24 protein-coding genes are annotated in these 26,057 nt (G+C 62.4%); 2 read left to right on the top strand and 22 right to left on the bottom strand.

The annotated features are described in order from the left end of the window. Positions 1–84: 84 nt before the first annotated feature. From CWS72_RS00965 to CWS72_RS00930, 8 genes are all read right to left on the bottom strand, one after another. Complete coding sequence (locus tag CWS72_RS00965) at positions 85–492, bottom strand: GNAT family N-acetyltransferase (protein ID WP_101248679.1); 408 nt, start codon at positions 490–492, stop codon at positions 85–87. After that, the gene (locus CWS72_RS00960; protein WP_241911519.1) at positions 489–1,469 is read right to left on the bottom strand and encodes a threonine dehydratase; all 981 of its coding nucleotides are present in this window, start codon (positions 1,467–1,469) and stop codon (positions 489–491) included. The genes CWS72_RS00965 and CWS72_RS00960 overlap by 4 nt, the downstream gene beginning before the upstream one ends. Continuing rightward, the gene (gene thiD, locus CWS72_RS00955) at positions 1,466–2,275 is read right to left on the bottom strand and encodes a bifunctional hydroxymethylpyrimidine kinase/phosphomethylpyrimidine kinase (RefSeq protein WP_101248678.1); all 810 of its coding nucleotides are present in this window, start codon (positions 2,273–2,275) and stop codon (positions 1,466–1,468) included. Before thiD ends, CWS72_RS00960 begins: the two co-directional genes overlap by 4 nt. A 17-nt stretch (positions 2,276–2,292) precedes the next feature. Further along, positions 2,293–3,651, bottom strand: a complete 1,359-nt coding sequence (gene glmM / locus CWS72_RS00950; protein WP_101248677.1) for a phosphoglucosamine mutase — start codon at positions 3,649–3,651, stop codon at positions 2,293–2,295. 92 nt (positions 3,652–3,743) lie between these two features. Beyond that, on the bottom strand, positions 3,744–5,639 hold the full coding sequence (locus CWS72_RS00945; protein ID WP_158240449.1) for a VOC family protein: 1,896 nt from the start codon (positions 5,637–5,639) through the stop codon (positions 3,744–3,746). 540 nt (positions 5,640–6,179) lie between these two features. Further along, positions 6,180–7,007 carry a 2-oxoacid:ferredoxin oxidoreductase subunit beta gene (locus tag CWS72_RS00940; protein ID WP_101248889.1) on the bottom strand — a complete coding sequence of 276 codons (828 nt, stop codon included), beginning with the start codon at positions 7,005–7,007 and terminating at the stop codon, positions 6,180–6,182. Positions 7,008–7,012: 5 nt separating this feature from the next. Continuing rightward, positions 7,013–8,725 (bottom strand): 2-oxoacid:acceptor oxidoreductase subunit alpha, encoded by a 1,713-nt coding sequence (locus CWS72_RS00935; protein WP_101248675.1) that lies wholly within the window; start codon positions 8,723–8,725, stop codon positions 7,013–7,015. Positions 8,726–9,107: 382 nt separating this feature from the next. Next, the gene (locus CWS72_RS00930) at positions 9,108–9,965 is read right to left on the bottom strand and encodes an IclR family transcriptional regulator (RefSeq protein WP_199175491.1); all 858 of its coding nucleotides are present in this window, start codon (positions 9,963–9,965) and stop codon (positions 9,108–9,110) included. Between the two features lie 551 nt (positions 9,966–10,516). Between CWS72_RS00930 and CWS72_RS00925 the strand changes: the two genes are divergently transcribed. Next, positions 10,517–11,845, top strand: coding sequence for an MFS transporter (locus CWS72_RS00925; RefSeq protein ID WP_101248674.1), 1,329 nt, complete (start codon positions 10,517–10,519; stop codon positions 11,843–11,845). Between the two features lie 154 nt (positions 11,846–11,999). Then, a complete protein-coding gene (locus CWS72_RS00920) occupies positions 12,000–12,302 on the top strand; it encodes a putative quinol monooxygenase (RefSeq protein ID WP_101248888.1) in 303 nt (100 codons plus the stop codon). A gap of 31 nt (positions 12,303–12,333) precedes the next feature. On the opposite strand, the gene folP is transcribed toward CWS72_RS00920, so the two are convergent. The 14 genes from folP to CWS72_RS00850 all read right to left on the bottom strand — a co-directional run bounded on the left by folP (position 12,334) and on the right by CWS72_RS00850 (position 25,757). After that, positions 12,334–13,500 carry a dihydropteroate synthase gene (folP, locus tag CWS72_RS00915; protein WP_241911518.1) on the bottom strand — a complete coding sequence of 389 codons (1,167 nt, stop codon included), beginning with the start codon at positions 13,498–13,500 and terminating at the stop codon, positions 12,334–12,336. A 17-nt stretch (positions 13,501–13,517) separates the two neighbouring features. After that, positions 13,518–15,452: an ATP-dependent zinc metalloprotease FtsH gene (ftsH, locus tag CWS72_RS00910; RefSeq protein WP_101248672.1), complete on the bottom strand. Its 1,935-nt coding sequence runs from the start codon at positions 15,450–15,452 to the stop codon at positions 13,518–13,520. Positions 15,453–15,547: 95 nt separating this feature from the next. Further along, a complete protein-coding gene (tilS, locus tag CWS72_RS00905; protein ID WP_146002579.1) occupies positions 15,548–16,852 on the bottom strand; it encodes a tRNA lysidine(34) synthetase TilS in 1,305 nt (434 codons plus the stop codon). 20 nt (positions 16,853–16,872) lie between these two features. Then, complete coding sequence (ybgF, locus tag CWS72_RS00900) at positions 16,873–17,880, bottom strand: tol-pal system protein YbgF (protein ID WP_146002578.1); 1,008 nt, start codon at positions 17,878–17,880, stop codon at positions 16,873–16,875. Between the two features lie 338 nt (positions 17,881–18,218). After that, on the bottom strand, positions 18,219–18,713 hold the full coding sequence (gene pal, locus CWS72_RS00895; RefSeq protein ID WP_101248669.1) for a peptidoglycan-associated lipoprotein Pal: 495 nt from the start codon (positions 18,711–18,713) through the stop codon (positions 18,219–18,221). Between the two features lie 162 nt (positions 18,714–18,875). Then, complete coding sequence (tolB, locus tag CWS72_RS00890; RefSeq protein ID WP_101248668.1) at positions 18,876–20,207, bottom strand: Tol-Pal system beta propeller repeat protein TolB; 1,332 nt, start codon at positions 20,205–20,207, stop codon at positions 18,876–18,878. Beyond that, positions 20,204–21,175 carry an energy transducer TonB gene (locus tag CWS72_RS00885; RefSeq protein WP_241911517.1) on the bottom strand — a complete coding sequence of 324 codons (972 nt, stop codon included), beginning with the start codon at positions 21,173–21,175 and terminating at the stop codon, positions 20,204–20,206. The genes tolB and CWS72_RS00885 overlap by 4 nt, the downstream gene beginning before the upstream one ends. A gap of 6 nt (positions 21,176–21,181) precedes the next feature. Continuing rightward, complete coding sequence (gene tolR / locus CWS72_RS00880) at positions 21,182–21,640, bottom strand: protein TolR (protein WP_101248667.1); 459 nt, start codon at positions 21,638–21,640, stop codon at positions 21,182–21,184. 2 nt (positions 21,641–21,642) lie between these two features. Further along, positions 21,643–22,365 carry a protein TolQ gene (tolQ, locus tag CWS72_RS00875; RefSeq protein ID WP_101248666.1) on the bottom strand — a complete coding sequence of 241 codons (723 nt, stop codon included), beginning with the start codon at positions 22,363–22,365 and terminating at the stop codon, positions 21,643–21,645. Between the two features lie 4 nt (positions 22,366–22,369). Continuing rightward, positions 22,370–22,819 carry a tol-pal system-associated acyl-CoA thioesterase gene (ybgC, locus tag CWS72_RS00870; protein WP_101248665.1) on the bottom strand — a complete coding sequence of 150 codons (450 nt, stop codon included), beginning with the start codon at positions 22,817–22,819 and terminating at the stop codon, positions 22,370–22,372. Next, positions 22,812–23,858, bottom strand: a complete 1,047-nt coding sequence (gene ruvB / locus CWS72_RS00865) for a Holliday junction branch migration DNA helicase RuvB (RefSeq protein WP_101248664.1) — start codon at positions 23,856–23,858, stop codon at positions 22,812–22,814. The genes ybgC and ruvB overlap by 8 nt, the downstream gene beginning before the upstream one ends. Next, on the bottom strand, positions 23,855–24,478 hold the full coding sequence (ruvA, locus tag CWS72_RS00860) for a Holliday junction branch migration protein RuvA (protein ID WP_101248663.1): 624 nt from the start codon (positions 24,476–24,478) through the stop codon (positions 23,855–23,857). Before ruvA ends, ruvB begins: the two co-directional genes overlap by 4 nt. Further along, positions 24,475–24,981, bottom strand: a complete 507-nt coding sequence (gene ruvC, locus CWS72_RS00855; RefSeq protein WP_101248662.1) for a crossover junction endodeoxyribonuclease RuvC — start codon at positions 24,979–24,981, stop codon at positions 24,475–24,477. Before ruvC ends, ruvA begins: the two co-directional genes overlap by 4 nt. Positions 24,982–25,004: 23 nt before the next feature. After that, positions 25,005–25,757 (bottom strand): YebC/PmpR family DNA-binding transcriptional regulator, encoded by a 753-nt coding sequence (locus tag CWS72_RS00850; RefSeq protein ID WP_101248661.1) that lies wholly within the window; start codon positions 25,755–25,757, stop codon positions 25,005–25,007. Between the last annotated feature and the right edge of the window lie 300 nt (positions 25,758–26,057).

Raw genomic sequence — 26,057 nt, 5'->3', positions numbered from 1 at the left:
GGATCGTGGCCCGGCGCGAGGATGGCAGGCCGCCCCCGGGAGGTCAATTGGCCGTTCGATTAACCCGCGAGGAAAATGTGGTGATCACCCCTGACGTTCGCGGGTCCAGGCGCTGGCATGCGAGCGCATGCCGATATGCGGGTAATAGCCGACCGCCGCCGGGGCGGCCAGCAGCACCAGCAGACATTGCGCTCCCGCCTCCGCCTGCGTCCGATCGATCAGCGCCCGGCCGATTCCCTGTCTTTGCACGGCGGCGTCGACGCAAAGATCGGACAGATAACAGCAGAAACTGAAATCGGTGAGCGAGCGGGCGACGCCGACCAGCCGGCCGTCGCGGCGCGCCGTCACGACGATGTCGGCCTGCCTCAACATCTTGTCGAGACGGTCGAGATCGTCGACGGGCCGCCGCTCGCCCAGGGTCGAGCGGATCAGGACGTCCCGGAAATCGACCGCGGCCAGATCCGGCTCCACGGCATAACGGATTTCGCTCACGACGGCGCTCCGCCGGACAGGGCGCGCATGATCAGCTCCGCATCGACGTTGCCGCCGGAGAGAACCAGCCCGACCTTGCGGCCGGCCTTGCGGCCGGCATCGGCCAGAAGCGCCGCCAGGGGGGCGGCCCCCGCCCCCTCCGCCAGATTGTGCGTGTCGGACAGGTAATAGCGCATGGCGGCCAGGATCTCGTCATCACTGACCGTCACCACCCGATCCGCTCCTTGCGCGATGATGTCCACTGCCACCGGATCGGGGACCCGGCAGGCCAGGCCATCGGCGATGGTATTGGCGGTTGGCGTCGTCATCAGACGCTCGGCCCAGAAGCTGTCGGCATAAGCCGGCGCCCCCTCGGCGACGACGCCGACGATTTTGGTCTCAAGCCCGAGGGCGTCCCGGACGGAAATCATCGCGCAGATGCCCGATCCCATGCCGATCGGCACATAGACGGTGTCGAGCCCGGGGACGGCCCGCAGGAACTCCAACGCCGCCGTCGACACCCCCTGCACCAGCCAGGGATGGAACGACGGCACCATATGCAGGCCCTGCTCGGCGGCCAATTCCCGCGCCCGCTCCGCCGCCTCCTGGAAATCGTCGCCGAATTCTATCAATTCCGCGCCCAAAGCCCGCATGGCGGCGTTCTTCCCGGGGCTGTTTCCCTCGGGAACGACGATCACCGCCCGCAGCCCCAACTTCGCCGCGGCGAAGGCGATACTTTGACCATGATTGCCCCGGGTGGCCGCGATGACCCCTTTCACATCGGGCGAGACACCGAGCAGCCGGTGCAGATAGACCAAGCCGCCACGCACCTTGAAGGCTCCCAGCGGCGTGTGGTTCTCGTGCTTGACCCAGACCTCGCAACCGGTCCGCCGGTCGAGGAGCGGCCAGTGGATTTGCGCCGTGGCTCCCATCGCCTGGTAAACCAACCGGGCGGCGGCCTCCATCTCGGCCAGCATGGCGTCATGGAGGGCGTTCACGTCCGTTCCCCGAACGGGCGCACGGTGTGGGCATGATTGAGCGGCCCGTGGCCGTGCCCGAATCCGGGGGCGCCGACGATGGCCAACTGCACGTAACGCCTGGCCCGCCGCACCGCCACCCTGACCGACGCCCCCTGCGCCAGGCCCGTGGCAATGGCGGAAGCCATGGTGCATCCGGTGCCGTGGGTGCTGGTGGTTTCCAGCCGAACCCCCTCGAACGTTTCGATACCGGCGGCATCGATCAGCACGTCGACCAGCCAGGATCCGGGCAGATGGCCGCCCTTGACCAGCACGGCGCCGGGCCCCAGCTCCAGCAGGGCACGGCCGGCGGCCACCATGTCGTCGACATCGCGGATGGTCATGCCGGTCAGGGCCTCGGCCTCGGGAATGTTCGGCGTGACCAGGGTGGCCTTCGGGATCAGCCGCTGCGACAGGGCTGCGTGGGCCGCGTCGTCGAGCAATTTATGCCCGCCCTTGGCGACCATCACCGGATCGAGTACCAGCGGCAAGGCGGGGGAACGGCGTTCCAACGCCTGGGCGATCACCTCGATGGCCTCGGGTTTGTTCAGCATGCCGGTCTTGACGACGTCGGCCCCGATATCGTCAAGCACCAGGTCGATCTGGCTTCGAATGAAATCGGCAGGCACATCCATGACGCCGAACACCCCTTGGGTATTCTGCGCGGTCAGCGCGGTGATGGCCGTCGCGGCGAAACCACCCAGCGCGGTCACCGTCTTGATATCGGCCTGGATCCCGGCACCGCCGCCGGAATCCGATCCGGCGACGATCAGCACCCGGCCGCGCATTCTGCTGGGAACGTTTTTCACTGCCCGGCCGCCTTGCCGATCGTGGCGATGATGTCGTCCACCACCTGGGCGATCAGCGTCTCGTCCTCGCCCTCGGCCATCACGCGTATCAAAGGCTCGGTTCCCGATTTGCGGATCAAAAGCCGCCCGCTGCCGGCCAGCCGGCGTTCCCCGTTCTCGATGGAGGACAATACCCGGGGATCGTTCAATATGGTGTCGTTGAGGTCGGGCGGCACGCGGATATTCTTCAGAAGCTGGGGCAAGGGATCGAACAGGCGCAGCACCTGGCTGGCCGGTTTGCCCGACACGATCAGGGCGGCCAGAACCTGCAAGGCCGCCACCAGGCCGTCGCCGGTCGTCGAATAGTCCGACAGGATGATGTGGCCCGACTGCTCGCCACCCAAATTGAAACCGTCGCGCCGCATCCGTTCAAGGACGTAGCGGTCACCGACATTGGTCCGGTGCAGCGCCAAACCACAGCCGGACAGGAACCGCTCGAGGCCCAGGTTAGACATCACGGTGGCGACCACCCCCCCCCCCTTCAGCAGGCCGTTGTCGTGCCAGCTCCGGCCGATCAGGGCCATGACCTGATCGCCGTCGATGAGATCGCCATGCTCGTCACAGAGGACCAGTCGGTCGGCGTCGCCGTCCAGGGCCAGTCCGAGATGGGCGCCGTGGGCCACCACCTGGCTCTTCATCACGTCGGTGGACAGCGAGCCGCAGCCCTTGTTGATGTTGAAGCCGTCGGGCGTGACACCGACCGGCACGACCTCGGCCCCCAGTTCCCAAAGAACGGTCGGCGCCACCTTGTAGGCGGCGCCGTTGGCGCAATCGACGACGATCTTGAGGCCATCCAGACGCAGGCCCCGGGGGAAGGTGTTCTTTGTATATTCGATATAGCGTCCCAGCGCGTCATCAAGGCGGCGTGCCCGGCCCAATGCCGAGGCGGCCACCCGATGGCCGGCCAGGCCGTTCTCCATATGCGCCTCGATCCGGCTTTCGGCCTCGTCCGACAGCTTGAAGCCGTCGGGACCGAACAATTTGATGCCGTTGTCCTCGAACGGATTGTGCGAGGCCGAAATCATCACGCCGAGATCGGCGCGCATCGAGCGGGTCAACATCGCCACGGCGGGAGTCGGCAGCGGCCCCAGCAAGACGACATCCATGCCCACCGAAGTGAACCCGGCGGTCAGGGCCGGTTCCAGCATGTAACCGGACAGGCGGGTATCCTTGCCGATGACCACGGTGTGCCGATAGGCCCCACGGGTAAAATAATGGCCGGCGGCCATTCCGAGCCGCATCGCCGTTTCGGCGGTCATCGGCTCGACATTCGCGGTTCCCCGCACACCATCGGTGCCGAATAATTTGCGTGTCATGGCTAGTCCTAAACTCATAACCAACGGCCGCCCTTACCGGCGGCCGGAAAAGTTGAATTGATTACCTCAAGCGTGAAGCGGAGGGAAGCGGGTCAGTCTTTCCAACCCAAATAACGGGCGTAATCCCCCACCTGGCTTTCCACCATCTTGCGCCCGGGGAACAGGCGACAACCATGCCGCTCCGCCTCGGACAGCAACTGCGTTACCTCGGGCAACAGCAGAGTGTCGGCCACCCAGGCGCCCTTGCGCAACTCGGACGGATCGAACGGCAGGGCATCGTCGGGTTCGGTTCCGCTGGGCGTCGCATTGACCGCGACGTCGACCGTTTGCGGATCCGCGGGCTTGCCGGTATAGACCAGCAAACCGCTGAAAGCGGCCTTGAGATCCTTGGCCAGACGCTCGGAACGCTCCAGCTCCAGATCATCGATATAAAGGCTTTTCACGCCGGCCTCGGCCAGGGCATAGGCGATCGCCCGGCCGGCGCTGCCGGCGCCGACCAGCCAGACGACGGCGCCCTTGACGCGTCCGCCGAGACCAAGAAGACCTTTGACGAAGCCGGGGCCGTCGACGATGTCGCCAATCAGATGACCGCCGGGCTCGCGCCGGACGACGTTCACCGCACCGATCGCCTTCGCCCGCTCACTGATTTCGTCAAGCAAGGGCACGATGGCGACCTTGTGTGGCAAGGCGACGACGAAGCCGACCAGATTTTCGATGGTCCGGGCGCCTTCGACGAAAAGACGCAAGGCATCCGGGCCGACATGGAAGGGGACGCAGGCGGTGTTCAACCCGTTCAGCGCCAGCCAGTGACCGACGATTTCAGGCATCCGCAAATGCGAGGTGGGATCGCCGACCACGCCCATCAGGGTTGTGCTGCCGTCGGCCGAGGCCTCCGACACATCCGGAAGGATGGGGGGGATGAACGGTGTCGTCGGCAGGGTCACCACCCCCTTCTGCGCCATCAGCCGGGCCGTCACATCGTGCCGCCCGAAGCCGCGGTGATGCTTGCGTTCGACGATTTCGAAAAATACCCGGTCGTTCTTCGGCTGAACGTAGGCATGCAGAAACTGGCCGCCGCCCTCGGTATCGATCATCACCTTGTAGCGGGACAGTTTCGCCACCAGGTCCGGATTGTATCCCTCGGCGATCAGGCTGTCATAATAGCTGAACTGGATCGGCAGGATATCGAGGCCCCGCTGGCCGGCCCCATCCAGATAAGCGAAAATGTCGTCCGTGGCGAAAGCCAGATGTTGCACACCCTCGCCGAAATTATCGCGCAGGAACCGCTCGCAGTCGGTACCGTCGTCGACCGGTTCGTTCATGCAGATTTGAATTTTCCGCTCGGGATCGGCGACGACGGTGCTCAGCACATATCCCTTGGGGTCGACGATGCTGTTGTGCTCGATAACGCGGAACCCGAAGCAACGGCTATAGAAGCGGACCCATTTCTTGGTCTCGCCCTGGCGGACCGACTGCGAGATATGGTCGATCGTCCGCAGATCGTCCGAACAAGAGCCTTCCGACGTCGGAAGAAAATCGACGTCATAGATCGACTTCCGGGCGTCACGCTCGTCGATAAGATAGATCAGCCGGCCCGAGATGGTCCGGATGGCGGGAATCGACAGCTCTCCCGGTCCGTTGACCCCCTTGTAGTCCTGGGCCCCCTGGCGCACCGCGTAATCATGCAGCCGCGGCGCCTCGGACGCACGGTAGGCCAGCGCGCAGACCGACGTACCATGCACCGTGCCGAAGGAATGGGCGAAGGATGACGGCTCGCGGTTGATGATCAGGTTGATCCCACCCTGACGAAAGAGCAAAACGTCCTTCGAACGATGCTGTCCGATATGGGTAAAACCCAATGATTCGAAATCTTTTTGAAGATTAGCGAAGTCAGAAGCGCTAGAAGCGGTGAATTCTACGAATTCAATCCCGGAAATATTGCAAGGCTCATCGAGATAATCATAATTTTTATTTTCGACACCGAGCATTGCGCTACTCCCTTTCCATAGATCGGCGCAGACGATCGGCGACAAAGCCCGGATTGGTGACGCGGGCGGCCTCGCCGAGGATCCGACGGCAGCCAGCATACATCATCTTGTCGGCCCGAAATCCCCAAATTTCCGCGGTTTCCGAACGAATGAGCTCGCCCGGAGCCGCCAAACGGGGTCGATCCCTCCAAGGATCGGATTCACAGGGGGGCCTCAAGGCTTCTCCCGTTACCTCTGGTTCCCCAATGGCTTGAAAGGAAACCCTGGATATTTTGAACCACCAAGGCACCAAGGCACCAAGGCGTCTTTCGGATCATCCGGCGGCGGCCAATCTGCGCCGCAGGCATTCGCCCGACAGCCGATGACGGGGCGGGAAAAGGCCAGTGGCATACTCCGCCACCTTGGTGCCTTGGTGGTTCATCAAAAGCCGGAGCGCACCGGAATCATCAAGAGGACGAAGAAAATGTCCCCCCAGGACCTGTTGATTCGATCATTTATCAACAGGTCCTGAATGAGCCCGATGGCCGCACCCTTCCGAGATCAGGATGCGAATTTTTTCTCGATATCGGCGAAGCTTGCCGTGACTTTACGCTCCGGCATGAAGGCCGGACGGTTGCCGGCGAACAGCACGCCGGTGGTGAAGCCGTCGTCCGAGGCCAGACGATGCATCGCCTCGGCCACCAGTTGCGGCGGCTGGTCCTGACCGGCATGAACGGACTGCTTCCACTCCCGCTGTTCCGGCCGGTAGGTGACGCAGGGGCTCAAGACCTGGATGAAGGAGAAGCCGGGGTGATGCACCCCTTCGACGATCAGGCGGGCCACATCGTTGGGATTGCCGGCGAAACCGCGGGCGATGAAGTTGGCGCCCGCCGCCAGGGCCAGCCGCACCGGTTCAACCGGCGAGACGCCGGTGCCGTGAGGCGTCAGCTTGCTGTTGCACCAATCCGGGGCCGTGGTCGGCGACGCCTGCCCCTTGGTCATGCCATAGACCTCGTTGTCCATGATCACATAGGTCATGTCGACGTTGCGCCGGCAGGCATGCATGAAGTGGTTGCCGCCGATGGACAGGCCGTCGCCGTCGCCACCGGCGACCAGCACGGTCAGATCGGGACGGGCCAGCTTGACCCCGGCGGCGATGGCCAGGGCACGGCCGTGCACGCCGTGAAAGCCATAGACGTTGGTGTAGGCGGGAATGCGCGACGAACAGCCGATGCCGGAAATGAAGGCGATCTGCTCGCGCGGCGTGTTCAACTCGACCAGGGCCTTGGTAACGGCCAGAAGCACCGCATGGTCACCACAACCGGGGCACCAGATCGGCTTGACGTCGGATTTGAAGTCTTGAACGGTCAAAGGGCTTTGTATGGTCATGGCGGTCACTTCCAAGCAGCAAGACGCGTTTCGATTTCAGCGGGCCGGATGGGCAGCGGCCCCGGCCGGCTGACCACCAGGACGTCGCCCGGCAGATCGTAATGGCCGCGCAGGAACTTATGAAATTGCTGAGAATGGCTTTGTTCCACCACCAGCACTTTCTTCACCCCCTTCAAGGCCTCCTGCATCTGGGCAGGACGGGTGGGCAGAATCAGGCGCAGGGAAATCATCTTCGCCTTGATGCCCTTGGCGCGGGCGCGTCCGATGGCCTCGCGCACGGGCCCGGTCACCGAGCCCCAGGTGATGACGGCGATCTCGCCATCACCTTCGATATCGGCCCAATGCTCGCCGTAGTCGAAGGCGTCCAGCTTGCCGGCCCGCTTGTCCAACTGGGCCAGATGGTCGCTGGCCTGCGAGGACGGCGTGCCCCGTTCGTTGTGCTCAAGCCCGTCGGCCACGTAATTGTTGCCGGCCATACCGGGAATGGCCATCGGCGACACGCCGCTGTTGGTCAGGGCGTAACGCTGATAACCGGGGGCGTCGGCCTCCGGCACCAGACGCTGCGCCACGAAGCCGTTTTCGGCCGGCTTGTCGATCACCACCCGCGACTGTCCCATGGCCTGGTCCGACAGAACGATGGCCGGCGTCTGCAGGGCCTCGGCCAGATGGACGCTCCACTGCGTGGCGAACAGGCAGTCGGTCGCCGAATTGGGGGCCACCACCACATGGGGGGCGTCACCATGCAGACCATAGACCGCGATATTGAGATCCGATTGCTCGGATTTGGTCGGAATGCCGGTCGAGGGGCCGCCACGCATCACGTCGATCACCACCAGCGGCGTCTCGGACGCCACGGCCAGCCCGATGGATTCGGTCATCAGCGACAGGCCGGGACCCGACGTGGCGGTCAGGCTCGGCAGCCCGGCGAAGGAACCGCCGATCACCATGTTGATCGAGGCCAGCTCGTCCTCGGCCTGAACCAGCGCCCCGCCGGTCTTCTCCAAAGCCGGCGCCAGCCATTCCAGCACCTCGGTGGCCGGCGTGATCGGATAGGCCGCGACGAACTTGATGCCGCCCCGGAGCGCACCCAGGCCCGCCGCCTCGTTCCCGCTGATATTCCAGCGCAACGCCTCGCCATGCGGCTGAGACGGCAACTTCGTCACCGACGGCAGGCCGGCCGCCGCCTGGGCTCCGGCCTCCAGACAGGCGGTGCTGGCCGCCAGAACCTCTTCACCCTTCCGGGCCAACTGCTTGGTGAGAACGGCAATCACCGATGCGATGGGCAGCCCGATCAGCGTGGCGACGGCACCCAGCCCCACCATATTGGCCCTCCCGCCGGGAATGGCCCCGGCCAACGCCTTCAAGGGCAGCGCCGCCACACGGGCGCCGTAACCGGCGATCGACGGAGGCACGTCGCCCTGCTCGGGATCGGCCAGAATCAGGCTGCTGGAGGAAAGCGGGAGTTCCGCCGAAAAACGATTGATGTTGCCCCAATCGAAAGGCACCAGAAGATCATAATGATCATCGAGAGAGGAAATCGGCACCGAGGAGATTCGCACGAGGGCAGCCGCTTCGCCACCGCGGATCTGCGGCCCCATGGACCGCGTCATCAGACCGTAGAAGCCGGCCTGCGCCGCCGAATCCAGCAGAATTTGCCCGGCGGTCATCGCTCCGGCGCCACCGCTACCGGTCAAAGCCACCGAAATCGAATAGGACATATGTCAAAACTCCCTTCTCACAGGCCCGAATACTTTCCAGGTCTTGCTATAAAGCGATATTGGTTGCCAGATCTATTTATTAACGGCAGCTCTGCACCACCTGTATCCGCGCCCCTTATCCATAAAAATTTTATTGACTAAAATCGATACACTCCAATGAAACCTTGGTTCACAGCCAATTCCATTTGGTTATCGAGCCATACCAAGCATGGCCCCCAGACGGACCATCTTCACCGACAGTCCACGATAACATGCTGTTTTACATGAAAAATTGAATTAGCGACCATCACCCTGGGCGAGACGGCGGAAGGTCTCCTCATGTTTGGGCGGCGGCAATTTTAGCGGAACAGGCACAATTTTTCTAATGGCCGATGGCCCCCGCTTATACCTTGGAGCGGCGTTTCGCCCTGGCCGGCGCGGCGGCGGCATCCTGGCTGCGGCTGACCGCCGCGATGGCCCGTTTGAGAAACGGCGAGCCCGCGCATGCGGCGGCGAGTTCATTGGTTGCCGCGACGACGGCGGGCCCCAATGCCTCCAAACGCTCGTCGGTCAGACGCAGATGCGGGCCTGCGACCGAAATCACGCCGATGACCTGCTCCGAATGCGGATGCCGGATCGGCGCCGCCACTGCCGCGATGCCCAGATGAACCGCCTCGCTCACCACCGAGAACCCACGGACGCGAGCCTCATGGAGCATCTTCAGCAACTCCTGCACCGTCCGGGGCACGTTCGGCCCACAATCACCATGCTGGACGAATCCGCCCTGCTTGGCGACCAGTTCCAAAGCCGCCTCCTCGCTCAGGCATGACAACCAGGCATGGCCCGACGCCGTGGAAATCAACTCGACCACGCCCCCCATATCGGGATCGAACCGCAATCCGGCGGAAGACCCTTGCGCCTTGGCGACCCAAACAAGCTGTTCTCCGTCGATCACGCTCAACCGCGCCACTTCCCCGGAAATTTTGGCAAGCTCATCGAGCACCGGTTGCGAAATATCGACCACGCCCAGCCCGGACAATTGCGACAGCCCCAAAGAGCACAGCTTCAAGGTCAGGGTATATTCGCCGTATTCCTTTTGCTGGCGCACATATCCGTGCCGAATAAGCTCGACCAAAAGCCTGTGGGTGGCGCTTCGCGGAATATTCAATTTGTCCGCGACCTCATGCATCGGCAAGCCTTGAGCATTCGCCGCGAGCAGTTCGAGAATGGCCAGCCCACGATCAAGATTTCCAGTCGTCACCTTTTCTCTCTCCAGCTCGGCACAAAAAATTCAGCACAAATAATGGGCCACAGCGGGGCCAGCGACAAGGCCCGGCTTCCATGGCTTGGGGTTTTTGGCATTCCTCCACCCCCATATGTTCATTAGTGGAATAAAATTTCATTACAAAACTTTCATCCAAAAAAATCGGCCTTTCTCGCTGATAGCCAACGGATGAGCGAGGAAAAACACCGTTCAACCCGACATAACTGCCGGAAAATAGGATTTCCTTCCAAGAACCATCGCCGCAAGGATATGTCGCGCATCAATATCGCATTGACATAAATTGACTGAATAGTCCAATCTTGCGGACATCAAGATGACGAAACGCATCGGGGGATGCGCATCCGAGGGGGGGAGATCATCAAGACTTGACAGGTCGGTATGATTCCCCCGCATCCCCATAAAAAAAGTGCGAGTACCGCCTTTACCTCTCATCGCAAGCACGGCGGCGATGACCGGGCAGGCCGCAAAACGGATCGCAGAAGCGATCCGAAAAACATCAAATCAATGCGATAGGGAAGGAACTTTCAATGCAAACGACATCTGATGCAGCCGCACCTCCTGCGTCGGCGGCCACTTCAGCCAAACGGACCTATGTCCGTTTTGGAATCCTTTCGCTTCTTGCCATCGGCACGATGATCAACTATCTGGACCGCACCGTGCTCGGCATCGCCGCCCCCTCCCTGACCAAGGAGTTGGGCATCAACGCGGCGGTAATGGGCGTGGTCTTCTCGGCCTTCGGCTGGACCTATGCCGCAATGCAGTTGCCGGGAGGGGTATTCCTCGACCGTTACGGCTCCAAGGTAACCTATTTCCTCTCCCTGACGCTGTGGTCGTTCTTCACCTTGATGCAGGGCTTCGCCACTGGCTTCTATTCCCTTCTCTTCTATCGCTTCGGGTTGGGAGTATCGGAAGCGCCCTGTTTCCCGACCAACAGCCGCATCGTCGCGACCTGGTTTCCCAAGCAGGAACGGGCAACGGCGACCGGCGTCTATACCGTCGGCGAATATCTGGGCCTGGCCGTTTTCGGGCCCTTGCTGTTCTGGCTGATGGCGACCTTCAGTTGGCACGCCCTGTTCCTCGTCGTCGGCGTGGTCGGCATCGCCTTCGGCCTCCTTTGGTGGTTCTGCTACCGGGAACCCCAGGATTCGAAGTCGGTCAACCAAGCCGAACTGGACTATATCGCCGAAGGGGGCGGCCTGACCCCGCAAACCGCCGTCAAGGTTCCCTTCCGCTGGTCCAATGTCAGAAAACTACTTTCCTTCCGCCAGATCTGGGGGGCCTCGATCGGCCAGTTCGCCGGCAATTCGACGCTGGTCTTCTTCCTCACCTGGTTTCCCACCTATCTGGCGACGGAACGCCATATGGGGTGGGTCAAGATGGGCTTTTTCTCCATCATGCCGTTCCTGGCGGCCGCGGTGGGCGTCATGGCCGGCGGGTGGGTGTCGGACCTGCTTTTGAAGAGGACGGGCTCGCTGAACATTGCCCGTAAGACGCCGATCCTCTGCGGATTGCTGCTGGCATCGACCATTGTCGGCGCCAATTTCGTCGATGACGACATGCAGGTCATCGCCTTCATGTCGCTGGCCTTCTTCGGTCAGGGCATGGTCGGCCTTGGCTGGGCCCTGATTTCCGACATGGCGCCCAAGGAACTGATGGGACTGACCGGCGGCTTGTTCAATTTCTGCGCCAATCTGGCGGGAATCTTCACACCACTGGTCATCGGCTTCATCATCGCCGCCACCGGCTCATTCGTTTACGCCCTGGTTTATGTCGCCGCCTTGGCCATTCTGGGCGCGCTCTCCTACATCTTCATCCTGGGCGACGTCCACCGGCTGTCGCTCGACGACATGAAGTAATAACACCTCGCGAAGGGGGCCTTCCCGCAAAGGCCCTCTTTTCTTCGCCGGCCGCCAACCGTACTGTCCATGGAACGCGCCGCGCTCACCGCGGTTCGCGCGAAGCGCAAACTGCGCTGGATCCCTTGCGTGACGGATGACCGAAGGTAAAAAAATGATTCATGTACTGGCGGTGATTACCGCGAAACCCGGCAGACGCGCCGAACTTCTGGAAAAATTCCACGCCAACATCCCGGCGGTCCGGGCCGAAGCGGGATGCATCGAATATGGCCCCGCCATCGACGCGGACGGCATCACCACGGCGGCTTTCGGACCGGACAGCTTTGTCGCCATCGAGAAATGGGAAAGCCCGGAAGCCCTGGCCGCACATGCGAAATCGCCGCATATGACGGCCTATGGGGAACGCACTGCGGATTTGGTGGCCAGCCGCGCCATTCACGTCCTGAAACCGGCCTGATCGATCTATCTCAAATCCTTGAGACCGGGTATTACTGGGCCGGTGCGGGCATCTCCTCGCCGGCCCTTTTAATGCCCTGCCAGACAGCCACCGCCTGTACCGTCTCGGCGACGTCATGCACCCTCAGGATCTGGGTTCCCTGCCCCAGGCCGAGCAGGGCGGCGGTCAACGAACCGGCAAGACGCTCTCCGGCCGGCTCGCCCAGCGACAATTTGCCGATGAAGCTCTTGCGGCTCACCCCCAGCAACAATGGCACGCCCAGCGCATGATAAAGGCCCAGCCGGGCCAGGATCTGCAGATTGTGTTCGACCGTCTTGCCGAAGCCGATGCCGGGATCAATACACAGCCGATCGGAGGGAATACCCGCCGCCCGGCAGGCGGCCAGGCGCCCGGCCAGGTAATCGTAAATATCGAGGGGGGCGAAACCGTAATGCGGGTCGCGCTGCATGACGCCTGGTTCACCCTGCATATGCATCAGCACCACCGCCGCGCCGCTCTTGGCGGCCACGGCAAGCGACCGGGGATCATCGGAAAGCGCCGTGATGTCGTTGATGATGGCGGCCCCGCTTTCCACCGCCGCCCCCATGACCGCCGCATGGCGGGTATCGACGGAAACGGGAATACCCTTTTCGGCCAGGGCGCGGATCACCGGCACAACACGGCGGATTTCCTCATCCGTATCCACCGCCTCGGCGCCGGGACGAGTCGATTCGCCGCCGACATCGAGGATGTCGGCACCCGCCGCGCAAAGGTCCAGGCCATGGGCGACGGCCTTGTCGACATCGAAGAAGCGGCCACCGTCGGAAAAACTGTCCGGCGTCACATTGACGATGCCCATGACGCGCGGGCGCCCTAGATCGAGTCCGGCGAAGGCGGGACGCGCCTTGCCCAAATTAGACAGCAGACCGCCGACATGACGGGCGACATCGGCGCCTTCCGCCTCGGACCAGTCGAGCACGTCGGCGAAGGGCGCCGCCGCCTCGGTCAACTGATCGTCTTCGCGCAGCAAAACACTGCAGGACGAAAAGGCCAACGGTCCGCCCGCCAGGCTCCAGGCTTGCCCGGAAGCGATGGCCGCCGCGGCGGTCTTGCCCGAAACGATTCCAGCCGGCCCGACATAGAGCCGCCCCCCCAGCCCGCCCCGAGCCGCCAAAAAAGACAAGCCCCGCGGCAAAGCGGGACTTGTCTGTACTTTCAAAGGAGCGTTCACCGGCATCACGAACCGGGTTGCGGCTCCGCCCCCGGACCGAAGCCCGGCTGGCCGCCGACGCCGCTCGTCGGCACAGAGGACCGGCGTGGCGGCTCGCGGGTCTTCGCCCCCGGCTCATCCGAGCCGGAATCGCGGACCACCGGTTCGCCACGCAGCAACTGACGAATCTCATCACCGGAAAGCGTTTCGAACTCCAGGAGACCGTGCGCCAGCGTGTGCAGATCCTCAAGACCGTCGGTCAGGGTCTTGCGAGCCCGGGCATAGGCCGTATCGACGATTCCGCGGATTTCCTCGTCGATGATCTTGGCCGTGGCTTCCGACAAATTCTTGTGGGTCGCCACGGAATGACCGAGAAAGACCTCCTGGTCGTTTTCGCCGTAGGTGAGCGGCCCGAGCTTTTCACTCATGCCCCATTCGGTGACCATGCGGCGGGCCATGTCGGTCGCCATCTTGATATCCGAGGAAGCCCCGGTGGTGATCTTATCGACCCCGAAAATCAGCTCCTCGGCCAGACGTCCGCCCATGGCCACGGCCAGATCGGCCTTCAGCTTGGCCCGCGAGATGGAAATGCGATCGCCTTCCGGCAGACGCATGACCATGCCGAGCGCACGTCCGCGCGGAATGATGGTGGCCTTATGGATCGGATCGGACTCGACTTCGTGCAGGGCGACGATGGCGTGTCCGGCTTCATGATAAGCGGTCAGCCGCTTCTCTTCTTCGGTCATGACCATCGAGCGACGCTCGGCGCCCATCATCACCTTGTCCTTGGCGGCCTCGAACTCGGTCATGGTCACCACGCGCTTGCCAGCGCGGGCCGCCAGCAGGGCCGCCTCATTGACCAGATTGGCCAGATCAGCGCCCGAAAAGCCGGGGGTCCCACGCGCGATGATCTTGGGCTCGACATCGGGAGCCAAGGGCACCTTGCGCATATGCACCTTGAGGATCTTCTCGCGGCCCAGGACATCGGGATTGGGCACCACCACCTGACGATCGAAACGACCGGGACGCAACAGAGCCGGATCGAGGACGTCGGGCCGGTTGGTGGCGGCGATCAGAATGACGCCCTCGTTGGATTCGAAGCCATCCATCTCGACCAACAACTGGTTCAGCGTCTGTTCGCGCTCGTCGTTGCCGCCGCCCAGGCCGGCGCCGCGATGGCGACCGACAGCGTCGATTTCATCGATGAAAATGATGCAGGGTGCGTTTTTCTTGCCCTGCTCGAACATGTCGCGCACGCGGGACGCGCCGACACCGACGAACATTTCGACGAAATCCGAACCCGAAATGGTGAAGAAGGGGACATTGGCCTCACCGGCGATGGCGCGCGCCAGCAGCGTCTTGCCGGTACCCGGAGGTCCGACCAGCAGGACGCCCTTCGGAATCTTGCCGCCCAACCGCTGGAATTTCTGCGGATCCTTCAGGAATTCGACGATCTCTTCCAGTTCCTGCTTGGCCTCGTCGATACCCGCGACGTCTTCGAAGGTCACCCGCCCGGTCTTCTCGGTCAGCATGCGGGCACGGCTTTTGCCGAAACCCATGGCCTTGCCGCCGGTCGACTGCATCTGGCGCATGAAGAAGATCCACACGCCGACCACCAGGAGCATGGGGAACCAGGACAGGATGTAATTCCAGAAGGTCTGCGTCTCCTCGCTCTTCGGCGTGGCCGAAATGCGGACATTGGCCTGACGCAGTTTCGGGACGAAATTGGCGTCCGGCGGCGCATAAGTGCTGAAATTACGCCCGTCGGTGAAATGGCCGTTGATCGATTCGCCCTGGATCGTCACATCGGCGACGCGTCCGCTCTCGACTTCGGTCAGGAAGTCGGAATAGGCATAGTTGTTGCTGCCATGCGGCGTCGTCGAGTTCTGGAAGAGGTTGAATAAGGCCGCCAACAAAACCGCGATGATGACCCACAACACCAGATTCTTGCTAAAATTCATACAACGATCCCTCGATGGGCATTCCGCGGCTTCAGTCGACCAACCGAACCGCACAGCCTACAGATAATGCAATCCGGAACCTAAACAAGGCAAATTCATACCTGGGTGAGCGGGTTTGCCGGAACGAATCGGACCCACCCGATCGTCAGATCGCATTCGGTTCTTCTTTTATATCCTAGGTGTGGAACGGCCGAAATGCCACGATGATCGAAGAGTGCCGGTAAAGTCATGATGACTTCCAGTGGAATCATCGGTTCGGCAAGCCCATCACGGATGGAAAGCCAGCCCTGATGTCCCAGACCATCGATACGCCCCCCACCCCGCCCCGTCAGAAATAGGTCGAATCGGCCGTCCCACAAGACGCGTTGACCGGCCTGAACGGGCTGCGATGGGGCGAGCCGCCCCGGTTCTCGGCAAACCAGCCAACCGTTTTTTTTCGGCGTCAGCAGACATCCCGCGAAGGTCCGCCGACGCCGCTGGGGCGAACGCAAGGCCTCCGACAACCGTTCCAGACGTTCCAGCCGTGGCGGATAGGCCTCCCCGCCGATCGTCCGGCACAACCGCGCCAACAGCCGCAGGCAGACCTCCTCGGGCATGCCGGCCAGTTCGTCCGTTCGCAGCCAGGCGAAGCCGCTGCCATCGAAAGCGACCGCACGAACCATCGCCTCGCACGTCGCCCGTTCCAGGGCTCGCCTGGCACGCGCCAGCCGTCCCGCCGTCGCCGCCAGGCATGCCCCGTCCAACCCTTCGGCGCTCAAGGCGGGCGCCATTCGGCGCAGCCGAACCCGGCGGTAAGCCCCGCTGGCGTTGGACGGATCCTCGACCCAGGGCTGCTCCAACGCCCGAAGGGTCGCCATCAGCCGGGCATGCGGTACATCGAGAAGCGGACGCAGCAACAAAACATCCGGAAGAGCGGAGACGGGGGCCATCGCCGATAAGCCGTCGACACCGCTTCCCCGGCCCAGGCGCAGCAGAAACGTCTCGGCCTGGTCGTCGCGATGATGCCCCAGCAGCAGATAGAGAACACCGTGCCTAGAGCACCAGTCCCGCGTCAGCCGGTACCGGGCCTCGCGCGCGGCGGCCTGCACGCCGGACGACGGCTTCGCGCCTTCCCAACGCAAGATATGATGGGAAATCCCCCGTTCGGCCAGCCAGCCGGCGACCTGGAGGGCCTCGGCGGCGGATTCGGAACGCAGAGCGTGATCGACGATGAGCGCTTCGACGCGGCCGCCGCGGGCCCGGGCCCAGTCTTCGGCCAGCAGACATAAAGCCAGGCTGTCCGCCCCACCGGAAACGCCGACAGCAAGAACGGGGCCGCTCTCGAACGGCCCCAAGGAGTTCATCCGCAGGGCGAAATCGGCGGCGTCGAGTGGAGCGGCTCCGGTCGGATCATCCCTCACCGAACCGCCCCTCCCATCGCTCAACACCCCAGCTTTTGCCTCTCCGATGCGGCCAGCCGCCGCAGATTGTCGGCGGCATCCGGATATTCGGAAGAGAAGCGGGACAAGGCCGCGCAGGCCTCCTTCTTCTTGCCGAGGTTGCTCATCGACAGACCGACCTTCAACAGGCTTTCGCCGGCCTTCGCCGATTTCGGATATTTACGATAGGCATCAAGGAAGGTCACCGCAGCCTGGTCATATTGCCCCTGCGCATAGGAAATCTGCGCCAGCCAATACATGGCGTTTCCGGCCAACGGATCCTGGGGATGCTGCGCCACGAAGGCCTGGAAGGCCCGCGAGGCCCCCGCATTGTCGGAATTCTTCAGAAGTCCGAAGGCATAATCGAATTGCTCCTGGGACGTTTTGCCGACCAGCGCCGGAGCCGCAGCGGCCGGGGCGGCGGCATTGGCCTGCGCCTGCGTGCCGGACGCCGGGCGGCCGAGGAAGCCGGGAGCCGCTCCGGGCCCCTGCTGCGCCGGCTGAGCGTCATTCGCCCCTGCCGCCGATTTGTTGGCGCCGCCGGAAGCCGCCGGCGCGCCAGCCGGCGCGGGAGCCCCACCGCCGCTGCCGCCGCCAGCCTTGCCTTCCAATTCCTTGAGCCGGAAATCATTATCGGCCTGCATGCGGTCAATTTTCGCCGACAGTTGGTTCGCCGAGAACGAGGTTTTCTCCAACTGACCGGTCATATCGCGCAACTGGTTTTCCAGATTATTGATGCGGTCGTCGAGAAGGCTGTAGGCGTCGCCGCTCAAGCTGCCGGAGGGACGGGCTCCACCGCTGTTTCCACCGCCACTGGTGCCGCCACCCAAGGCGGGAGAGGTGATCACCGTCGGCCCGCCACCATTGCGATATACTTGACCTTGCAAAGTATTCAAATCGCGCTCCAGGCGATCCAAACGATCGACCAGACCGCGCGTGTCGGATTGCGCGTAAGCGGAATGCTGGAAAGACAGCCCCGCAGCCAGAGCCAGGACAAATACCGCACGCATGACGACTTGCACGCTCGACCTCTCATATGACGGGCGGCGCCAAAGCCGCCCAATTTCGCTAAGGGCTTGTCGCAAATAATCGCGCCAAACCCTTGGGTTTTATCTGACGCTTCCGCTCCGCTTCAGCGGGCGAGAAACGCCGCTCGGGCTTAAGGGCGATACTTTCCGGATGATATCGACCCCGTTTCCGACCTCGCCACCCCACCATCGATGGTGCGCCCGGGTCCGGTTAAGGAACAATACCCGTTTTCCATCCGAAGGATGGACAAAATTAAGGCGCCTGCCGCGATTGGCAGACGCCTCAACTTTACGCGAGATGCGTGCGGACAGAAGTCCGATTACTGGATCACGCCAACGCCACGACGGTTCTGGGCCCAGGCGGTCTCGTTCGAACCGAGAACGGCCGGACGCTCTTTACCGTAGGAGATGACCTTCAGGCGAGAAGCCTGGACGCCCTGGGAGACCAGGAAGTCCTTGATGGAGTTGGCACGACGCTCGCCGAGCGCCAAGTTGTATTCACGGGTGCCGCGCTCGTCGGCATGACCTTCAACAACCAGCTGGTCGCTCGGATACTTCTTCAGGAAGGCGACCCACTTGCCCAGCTGATCCTTAGCTTCGGGAGCCAGGCTGTACTTGTCGAAGCCGAAGAAGACACGATCGCCAACGTTGGCGACGAAATCGGCCTGGCTACCGGGAACCACACCCGGCTTCGCCGGCGCAGCGGCCGGAGCCGGAGTCGCGGTGGCGGCGCCACCTTGATTGGCCGTATCGTCGGAGCTGCAAGCACCCAGCAGAGCAACGGCGGCAACCATGCACAAGAAACGGATCTTCATTTACTACTCTCCCCCTAAATAGGACGGATCGATATTGAATGGAATGGAACTTGGCCGGAAAACCTCACCTGCTGCTAGGTGACGCCTTCCAAATACAAGGATTCGCGAACCCGTTGCAGCCGTTAGAATTCCCTTTCGGGGTCGCAATATACTTACGATGCCTTATGGAATCAAGGGGGACCACGCAGGATCCGACCCATCAAGAGGGGTAACGATCTGTCTTTCGTTATTACCCGTCAAGTCGATGCTATAAAGTTTAACCGTACCACCTCTCCCGGAAGAATCCGAGGGAGTCTGCCGCCAAAACGCGAGAACGCGACCATTCGGCGCCCACGTCGGCGCCTCGACCAGGTATCCACGAGTAAGCAGGCGTTCACCCGAACCATCGGGATGCATAACACCTATGTAGAATTCGTTACCCTTCTGCTTTGTAAAAGCGATGAGGTCGCCGCGAGGTGACCAGACCGGCGTCATGTAGCGCCCATCGCCGAAGCTGACGCGCTGCTGGCCCGATCCATCCGAATTCATCACATAGAGCTGGGGGCTGCCGCCACGGTCCGAGTTGAAGGTGATCTTGGCCCCGTCCGGAGAATAGCTGGGTGAGGTATCGATCGCCGCGGTGGTCGTCAGACGCGTGCTGTGACGGGTCCGCAGATCCATCTCATAGATGTTGGTGTTGCCGTCCTGGGCAAGGCTCATGACCACCTTGTTGCCATCCGGCGAGAAACGCGGCGCGAAGGTCATTCCGGGGAAGTCGCCCAGCAATTCCCGGCGGCCGCTATCCAGATGCAGGATATAGACCCGCGGATTGTTCTGGAAATAACTAAGGTAGGTAATCTCACGCTGGTTGGGCGAAAAACGCGGGGTCAGCACCAGTTCCTGACCATCGGTCAGGAACCGATGATTTTCGCTGTCCTGATCCATGATGGCCAGGCGCTTGATGCGCTTCTGTTGCGGACCGCTTTCCGCCACATAGACGATCTGCGTGTCGAAATAACCGTCTTCGCCGGTAATTCTCTTATATATGGCGTCGGAGATCATGTGGGCGATACGGCGCCATCCTTGCGGAGCGGCGTTGTAGGCCTGCCCGATCATCTGATTTTCAGCGAAGACGTCCCACAGACGGAACTCGACGCGCAAATGGCCGTCCTGTGTCTGCTCGATCCGCCCCTGCACCAGCGCCTGGGCTCCGATCGCCTTCCAGTCGGGGAACCGCGGCTGAACCTGCAGCGATTCGACGGTCTGGATGAACGCTCTCTGATCGATTGGCTTAAAAAGACCGGACCGCTCCAGGTCGGCGGCAATGACTCCGGCCATATCCTTGCCGATCTGACCTTCCTGCCCGGTCACCCCCGCGAAGTTGGTGATCGCGATGGGCATCGGCTGCACATTCGGCTTGTTGACGTCGATCTGCACCTGGGCGTAGGCCGGCGAACCGGCAAACGCCGCGGCCAGTACGGCAAAGCGAAGGGCCTTCAACAAAAGTGATCTCATCGCAACGAGTCCCTGGGATCGAAATTCAATACGAGGTCTTTCAAGGCGTCATACTTGCCCGTCGGCAATTTGATCGGCGAGCAGGTAAAGACGGCACGGCGGGCGCTGTCGGCCGCCGAACGATAATAGTTGTCAGAGTAGTAGCGCGGATCGTCGACGATGTCAGCCCGCACCACGCTGCCGTCGGAATTAAGCAGCACATGCACGCGCACGATCAGATTACCGGCATCGCGGGCTCCGGGGTCGAAATTCCAGCATTTGCGGAATTGGGCGGCGATGAAATCCTTGTCGGTCATGCTGACCGGTTCGGACGGAATGTTCGAATTGGAGTTCACCGTCTTGTTCGATCCGGCGGCCGCCTGTTGCGGCTGCGGCGCAGGCGAAGGCTTGGACGTGTCGCGCAGTTTATCGACCGTTTTCAACAGGCTGTCGAAATCGTTGTTGGTCGGCGGCGGCGGCTTCTTGGCCGGCGGCTTGACATCCTTCAGGACATCCGGCTGCGGTTCCGGCGGTTTCGGCTCGGGAGGCTTCGGCTTGGGCGTCGGCACGGGCACGGGGTCGGGCTCCGGCTCGGGCGGCTTCGGCGGCGGGACCGGCTTCGGAGGTTCCGGTTTCGGCGGCTCGGGCTTCGGCTCGGGGGGCTTCGGCGGCTCGGGCTTCGGCGGCTCCGGTTTCGGCGGTTCGGCTTTGGGAGGCTCGGGCGTGGGCGGAGCCTCCTGCTTCGGCGCCTCGGACGGCTGTTCGACGGGCTTGGGCGACTGCACCTGCTTGGGTGGCGGGTTGGTCTTGTCACCCAACTCCGCGATCTCGACGATCACAGGCTCACTGATCTCGGGTGGCGGCGCCAGCAATTGCGGCAAACCGAAAACGGCAATCACCAGGGCGACGATATGCAGCGCCACCGAGCACAAGAGCCCAAAGCGCAGATCACCCGCTTTGCCTGACGAACCACCATGTTTGACGGGCATGGTCGATCAACGGGCTCCCTTGCGTGGAGATTCGGCGACGGGCTGGGTAACCAGGGCTACGTGGGGGAAGCCGGCGGACGACAACTGCCCCATGACCTCCATCACCCGGCCGTAATTGATGCCGGCATCGCCACGGACGAAGATGCGGTTGTCCGGCTTGGCGGTGGTGATCGCCCTCAGGCGCGGCGCCAACTCCTCCATCTGGACTTCGGTTTCCTGCAGGAAGATACGCCCCTTCGCATCGACGGTGACGCTGATCGGCTGGTCGTCTCCCTTCATCTGACTGGCGTTGGTCTTCGGCAGATCGACCGGTACACCGGCGGTCAACAGCGGTGCGGTGATCATGAAGATGACCAGCAAAACCAACATCACGTCGACCATCGGCGTGACGTTGATGTCGGCCATCGGGCGGAAACCGCGGCGTTGACTGCCGCGACGTCCGCCGCCACCCAGGGCGGCGCCCATCTTTAAGCCTTTTCTTCGAGTTGACGCGACAAGATGGCGCCGAATTCTCCGGCGAAGGCCTCGAGCCGCTTGGCGTAGCGGTCGATATCGGCCGACAGCTTGTTATAGGCGAGCACCGCCGGAATGGCGGCAACCAGCCCCAGGGCGGTCGCGAACAGGGCCTCGGCGATGCCGGGAGCAACCACCGCCAGACTGGTGTTCTTGGTGGCACCGATGTGATGGAAACTGTTCATGATGCCCCAGACGGTACCGAACAGACCGATGAAGGGCGCCGTCGAGCCCACCGAGGCCAGGAACCCCATGCGGGCCTCCAACTGTTCCATCTCGCGTCCCAGGGTCACCGACATCACCCGGTCGATACGCTGCGGCAGGCTTAAGCGGACCACTTCACGGTCGGCCAACCCCTTGGCGGCCGAACGGCGCCATTCCCGCATGGCGGCGACGAAGATCGAGGACATGGGATCGAGCGGCCTCGAACCGATGCGGTCGTAAAGCTCCTCCAGCGAACCACCGGACCAGAAGCTGTCCTCGAACTGGTCGGCCTGATGAACCAGGCTGCGCAGGCGAAACCATTTGTCGAAAATGATCGCCCAACACCAGAAGGATGTCATGACCAGGGCGGCCATGACTGTTTTGACGATGATGTCGGCCTGCATGAACAGGCTCCACATCGACAAATCACTGGTCGCCTGGCCGGCGATGGCTGCTGTTTGCACGGGGTCCATGACTCTAGTCCGCCTTTTCGCTGAGAAAGTCTTGCAGATCGCTGCGAATCGCGGCGGGGATACGCATCGCCCGACCATCGAAATGCATGCATACCAAACGGATGTCCAGATGCACCAGGACCTCTTCGCCCCGCCAGATACTCTGGCTGATGTGCAGGCTGGCTCCGCCGAGATGGGTGAGATGGGAACGGATTTCCAACAGATCGTCGAGACGCGCCGGACGACGATAGTCGATCTCGCAACTGCGCACGGCGAAAAGCAGGCCGTGATCCGTCCGAAGTTGCGTATGGTCCAATCCGAACAGGCGCATCATCTCGGTACGCGCCCGTTCGGCAAAATCCAGATAGGTGGCGTGGTAGACGATGTTGCCGGCATCGGTATCGGCGTAATAGACGCGCAACGGGAAAAAATGAATTTTCCCGTCCATCCGCCCGGACAATGCGGCGTCAGCCATCGAGGCCCTCCCCGCCGCCATCGAGCAGATCGAACTGCTCGCTGCGCTGGACCGGCGTCAGGCCGAGATGACGATAACCCGCCACCGCCAAGACCCGCCCCCGTGGCGTCCTTTGCAGAAAACCCTGCTGGAGAAGATAGGGCTCGATCACTTCTTCGATGGTATCGCGCTGCTCGGACAGAGCGGCGGCCAGGGTTTCGACGCCGACCGGCCCTCCGTTGTAATGCTCGGCGATGCAGGACAAATAGCGCCGATCCATGGCGTCCAGCCCCATCTGGTCCACGCCTAAGCGATTGAGCCCGTCGTCGGCGACGGTGCTGGTGACGGGCAAGGTGCCGGCCACCACGGCGAAATCGCGGACGCGCCTCAGCAGGCGACCGGCCACGCGCGGCGTGCCTCGCGCACGGCGCGCGATTTCCCGCGCACCATCTTCCGTCATCTCACATCCCAGCACGCGAGCGCCACGGCGAACGATCAACTCCAACTCTTCCGGCGTATAGAAATTCATCCTGAGCGGAATGCCGAACCGTTCACGCAAAGGCGTGGTCAGCAATCCCGATCGGGTGGTGGCACCGATAAGGGTGAAAGGCGCCAGATCGATGCGCACCGAACGAGCCGCCGGGCCCTCGCCGATGATCAGATCGAGCTGGAAATCCTCCATCGCCGGATAGAGAACTTCCTCTATGGCAGGATTAAGGCGATGGATTTCATCGATAAAAAGGACGTCGCGCGGTTCCAGATTGGTCAGCAAAGCCGCCAAGTCGCCGGCTTTGGCGATGATCGGCCCCGAGGTCGCGCGGAAGCCCACGCCAAGCTCGCGGGCGACGATCTGAGCCAGCGTCGTCTTGCCCAGACCGGGAGGACCGAAAAACAGCGTATGATCCAACGCCTCGCCCCGGGAACCTGCCGCCTGGATGAAGATGCGCAGATTGTCGCAAGCCGCCTTCTGACCGATGAAGTCGGACAGCGAGAGCGGGCGCAAACTGCCTTCCGTCTCGCCCGGCACCGCTTCGGGGGCGACCACCCTGGGATCGCTCACCGTGCCAGCTCCTTACCTAAAATTCGCAGGCCTTCGCGGATCAGGACGCCGGCGACGGCCCCCTCGCCCGAGACCTCGGACGCCTTCAACACCGCCGCATGCGCATCGACCCTTCGATAGCCCAGATTGACCAAAGCGGAGATGGCATCCTCCAAAGGTCCGGCCTCAAGCGGCGCGGAGGCCGCCGTCTGGCCTGCGGAAACAGGCGACAAGGCGATCTGCACGACCTTGTCCTTCAGTTCGGTAATCAGCCGGGCCGCCAATTTCGGACCGACGCCCTGGGCTCGGCTCAACATCGCCTTGTCGCCGGACGAAATGGCCCGGGACATATCTTCCGGCGACAGGGCCGAGAGCATGGCGAGCGCCACCTTGTTGCCGACGCCCTGCACCGTCAGCAGCAGACGGAACCAGTCGCGCTCGGCGGGCTGGGAAAAACCGAAGAGATGAATGTGATCTTCGCGAACATGCGTCTCGATATGGATCTGCGTGGCCTCGCCGACCGCCGGCAGCCGCGCCAAGGTCTTGGTCGAACAAAAAACCAGATATCCGACCCCAGCCACATCGATGATCGCCCAATCCTCGCCGACGGCGTCGACCAACCCCTTCAATTTCGCGATCATGACGCCCGCTCCAACGCCATGGCGATGCGCCTGGCCGTTCCCTGATGATGGGCATGGCAGATGGCCACCGCCAGAGCATCGGTCGCATCGGCCTGGCTGGCATGGCAACCGGGCAGCAATTGGCGGACCATGACGCCGACCTGCCCCTTATCGGCCCGACCGGTACCGACGAGGGATTGCTTGACCAGACGCGGCGCATATTCGGCAACGGAAAGTCCGGACAGGCTGGCTGCGAGGAGAACCGCGCCGCGCGCCTGCCCCAGCTTCAAGGTCGAGGCGGGATTCTGATTGACGAAGGTTTCCTCGGCGGCGGCGGCGTCCGGCTGCCATTCCGCGATCACGGCCAGAATGCCCCGATGCAACTGGGCCAGACGCTCGGCCAGGGAAAGGCTGGCGTCGGAACGCACGATCCCGTCAGCCACCCAGCGCAGCCGATTGTCCACCGCATCGATCACGCCCCAGCCGGTGGTGCGCAATCCGGGATCGAGCCCCAGAAGTTTCATTTTTCATGCGGTCGGCTTGAACCTCAAGCGCTAAGCCGCTCCATCACGTCCTGTGAAATATCAAAATTAGCCTGAACGCGCTGGACGTCGTCGTTGTCCTCCAGCACCTCCAGAAGCTTGATCAAGGTCTGCGCGACCTGCTCGTCGGAAATGGGAACGCTGGTCTGCGGACGCCAATCGAGCCGGGCGCTGGCCGGAGGACCGAAGGTGCTTTCCAGCGCCTCGCGCACCGTATTCAGATCTTCCGGAGCACAGGTGACGTCGTGGCCCTCCTCGTCCGAAGAGACATTATCGGCCCCGGCCTCCAGCGCCGCCTCGAACATGGCGTCATTCGACGTCCGCTCGGCGGGATAATGGATCGCGCCGACGCGATCGAACATGAAGCTCACCGAATTGGTTTCGCCAAGATTGCCGCCATGCTTGGAAAAAGCCGAACGGATCTCCGAGGCGGTGCGGTTGCGATTGTCGGTCAGGGCCTCGACGATAATGGCTACCGATCCCGGGCCATAGCCCTCGTAGCGCACCTCTTCATAATTGGTGTCACCGTCGCCCCCGGCGCCCCGCTTGATGGCCCGCTCGATGGTATCCTTCGGCATATTGGCCTCGCGCGCGGCCTGCACGGCGGCCCGCAAACGCGGATTCATCGTGGGATCCGGCAGGCCAGTCTTCGCCGAGACCGTCAGTTCGCGGATCAGTTTGGTGAACACCTTGGCGCGCTTCGCATCCTGCGCGCCCTTGCGGTGCATAATGTTCTTGAATTGTGAATGCCCAGCCATACTCGCAAAAGCCCTATTGTCGGGATTTCTGTGCCTATACCATATATGGTGAAATCGTCCAGTGCGAAGGCATGAACGGAGCCATGCCGGCGGCGCACTATGGCAATAAACCGACCGCAGGGGAAGCCTGCCGAAGGCCGCCCGCCCCACTTTCCATATTTAAGCACCCGCTTTTCCCGCCCCCCCAAACCCTGGGGTGCAAATAGTCGCCATGTTTGATCCATATCAATGTGACGAAATTACGAAAAGTTTTATAATCTTTTTAAAATAAGAAGATTTCGCATATATAAAATATAGATA

The organism is Telmatospirillum siberiense, assembly GCF_002845745.1.
GTDB lineage: Bacteria > Pseudomonadota > Alphaproteobacteria > Rhodospirillales > Magnetospirillaceae > Telmatospirillum > Telmatospirillum siberiense.
This window is presented reverse-complemented; position numbering and strand designations above follow the sequence as displayed.

Coding starts and splice junctions, on each gene's coding strand:
- ruvC (WP_101248662.1), bottom strand. CDS start 24,981: ATGAAACTTCTGGGGCTCGATCCCGGATTGCGCACCACCGGCTGGGGC.
- ybgC (WP_101248665.1), bottom strand. CDS start 22,819: ATGGCTGACGCCGCATTGTCCGGGCGGATGGACGGGAAAATTCATTTT.
- glmM (WP_101248677.1), bottom strand. CDS start 3,651: ATGACACGCAAATTATTCGGCACCGATGGTGTGCGGGGAACCGCGAAT.
- CWS72_RS00945 (WP_158240449.1), bottom strand. CDS start 5,639: ATGCTCGGTGTCGAAAATAAAAATTATGATTATCTCGATGAGCCTTGC.
- ftsH (WP_101248672.1), bottom strand. CDS start 15,452: ATGAATTTTAGCAAGAATCTGGTGTTGTGGGTCATCATCGCGGTTTTG.
- thiD (WP_101248678.1), bottom strand. CDS start 2,275: ATGCGCGGCCGGGTGCTGATCGTCGCCGGATCGGATTCCGGCGGCGGT.
- CWS72_RS00850 (WP_101248661.1), bottom strand. CDS start 25,757: ATGGCTGGGCATTCACAATTCAAGAACATTATGCACCGCAAGGGCGCG.
- pal (WP_101248669.1), bottom strand. CDS start 18,713: ATGAAGATCCGTTTCTTGTGCATGGTTGCCGCCGTTGCTCTGCTGGGT.
- tolB (WP_101248668.1), bottom strand. CDS start 20,207: ATGAGATCACTTTTGTTGAAGGCCCTTCGCTTTGCCGTACTGGCCGCG.
- tolQ (WP_101248666.1), bottom strand. CDS start 22,365: ATGGACCCCGTGCAAACAGCAGCCATCGCCGGCCAGGCGACCAGTGAT.
- ruvA (WP_101248663.1), bottom strand. CDS start 24,478: ATGATCGCGAAATTGAAGGGGTTGGTCGACGCCGTCGGCGAGGATTGG.
- CWS72_RS00935 (WP_101248675.1), bottom strand. CDS start 8,725: ATGTCCTATTCGATTTCGGTGGCTTTGACCGGTAGCGGTGGCGCCGGA.
- ybgF (WP_146002578.1), bottom strand. CDS start 17,880: ATGCGTGCGGTATTTGTCCTGGCTCTGGCTGCGGGGCTGTCTTTCCAG.
- CWS72_RS00940 (WP_101248889.1), bottom strand. CDS start 7,007: ATGACCATACAAAGCCCTTTGACCGTTCAAGACTTCAAATCCGACGTC.
- CWS72_RS00925 (WP_101248674.1), top strand. CDS start 10,517: ATGCAAACGACATCTGATGCAGCCGCACCTCCTGCGTCGGCGGCCACT.
- tolR (WP_101248667.1), bottom strand. CDS start 21,640: ATGGGCGCCGCCCTGGGTGGCGGCGGACGTCGCGGCAGTCAACGCCGC.
- CWS72_RS00920 (WP_101248888.1), top strand. CDS start 12,000: ATGATTCATGTACTGGCGGTGATTACCGCGAAACCCGGCAGACGCGCC.
- CWS72_RS00885 (WP_241911517.1), bottom strand. CDS start 21,175: ATGCCCGTCAAACATGGTGGTTCGTCAGGCAAAGCGGGTGATCTGCGC.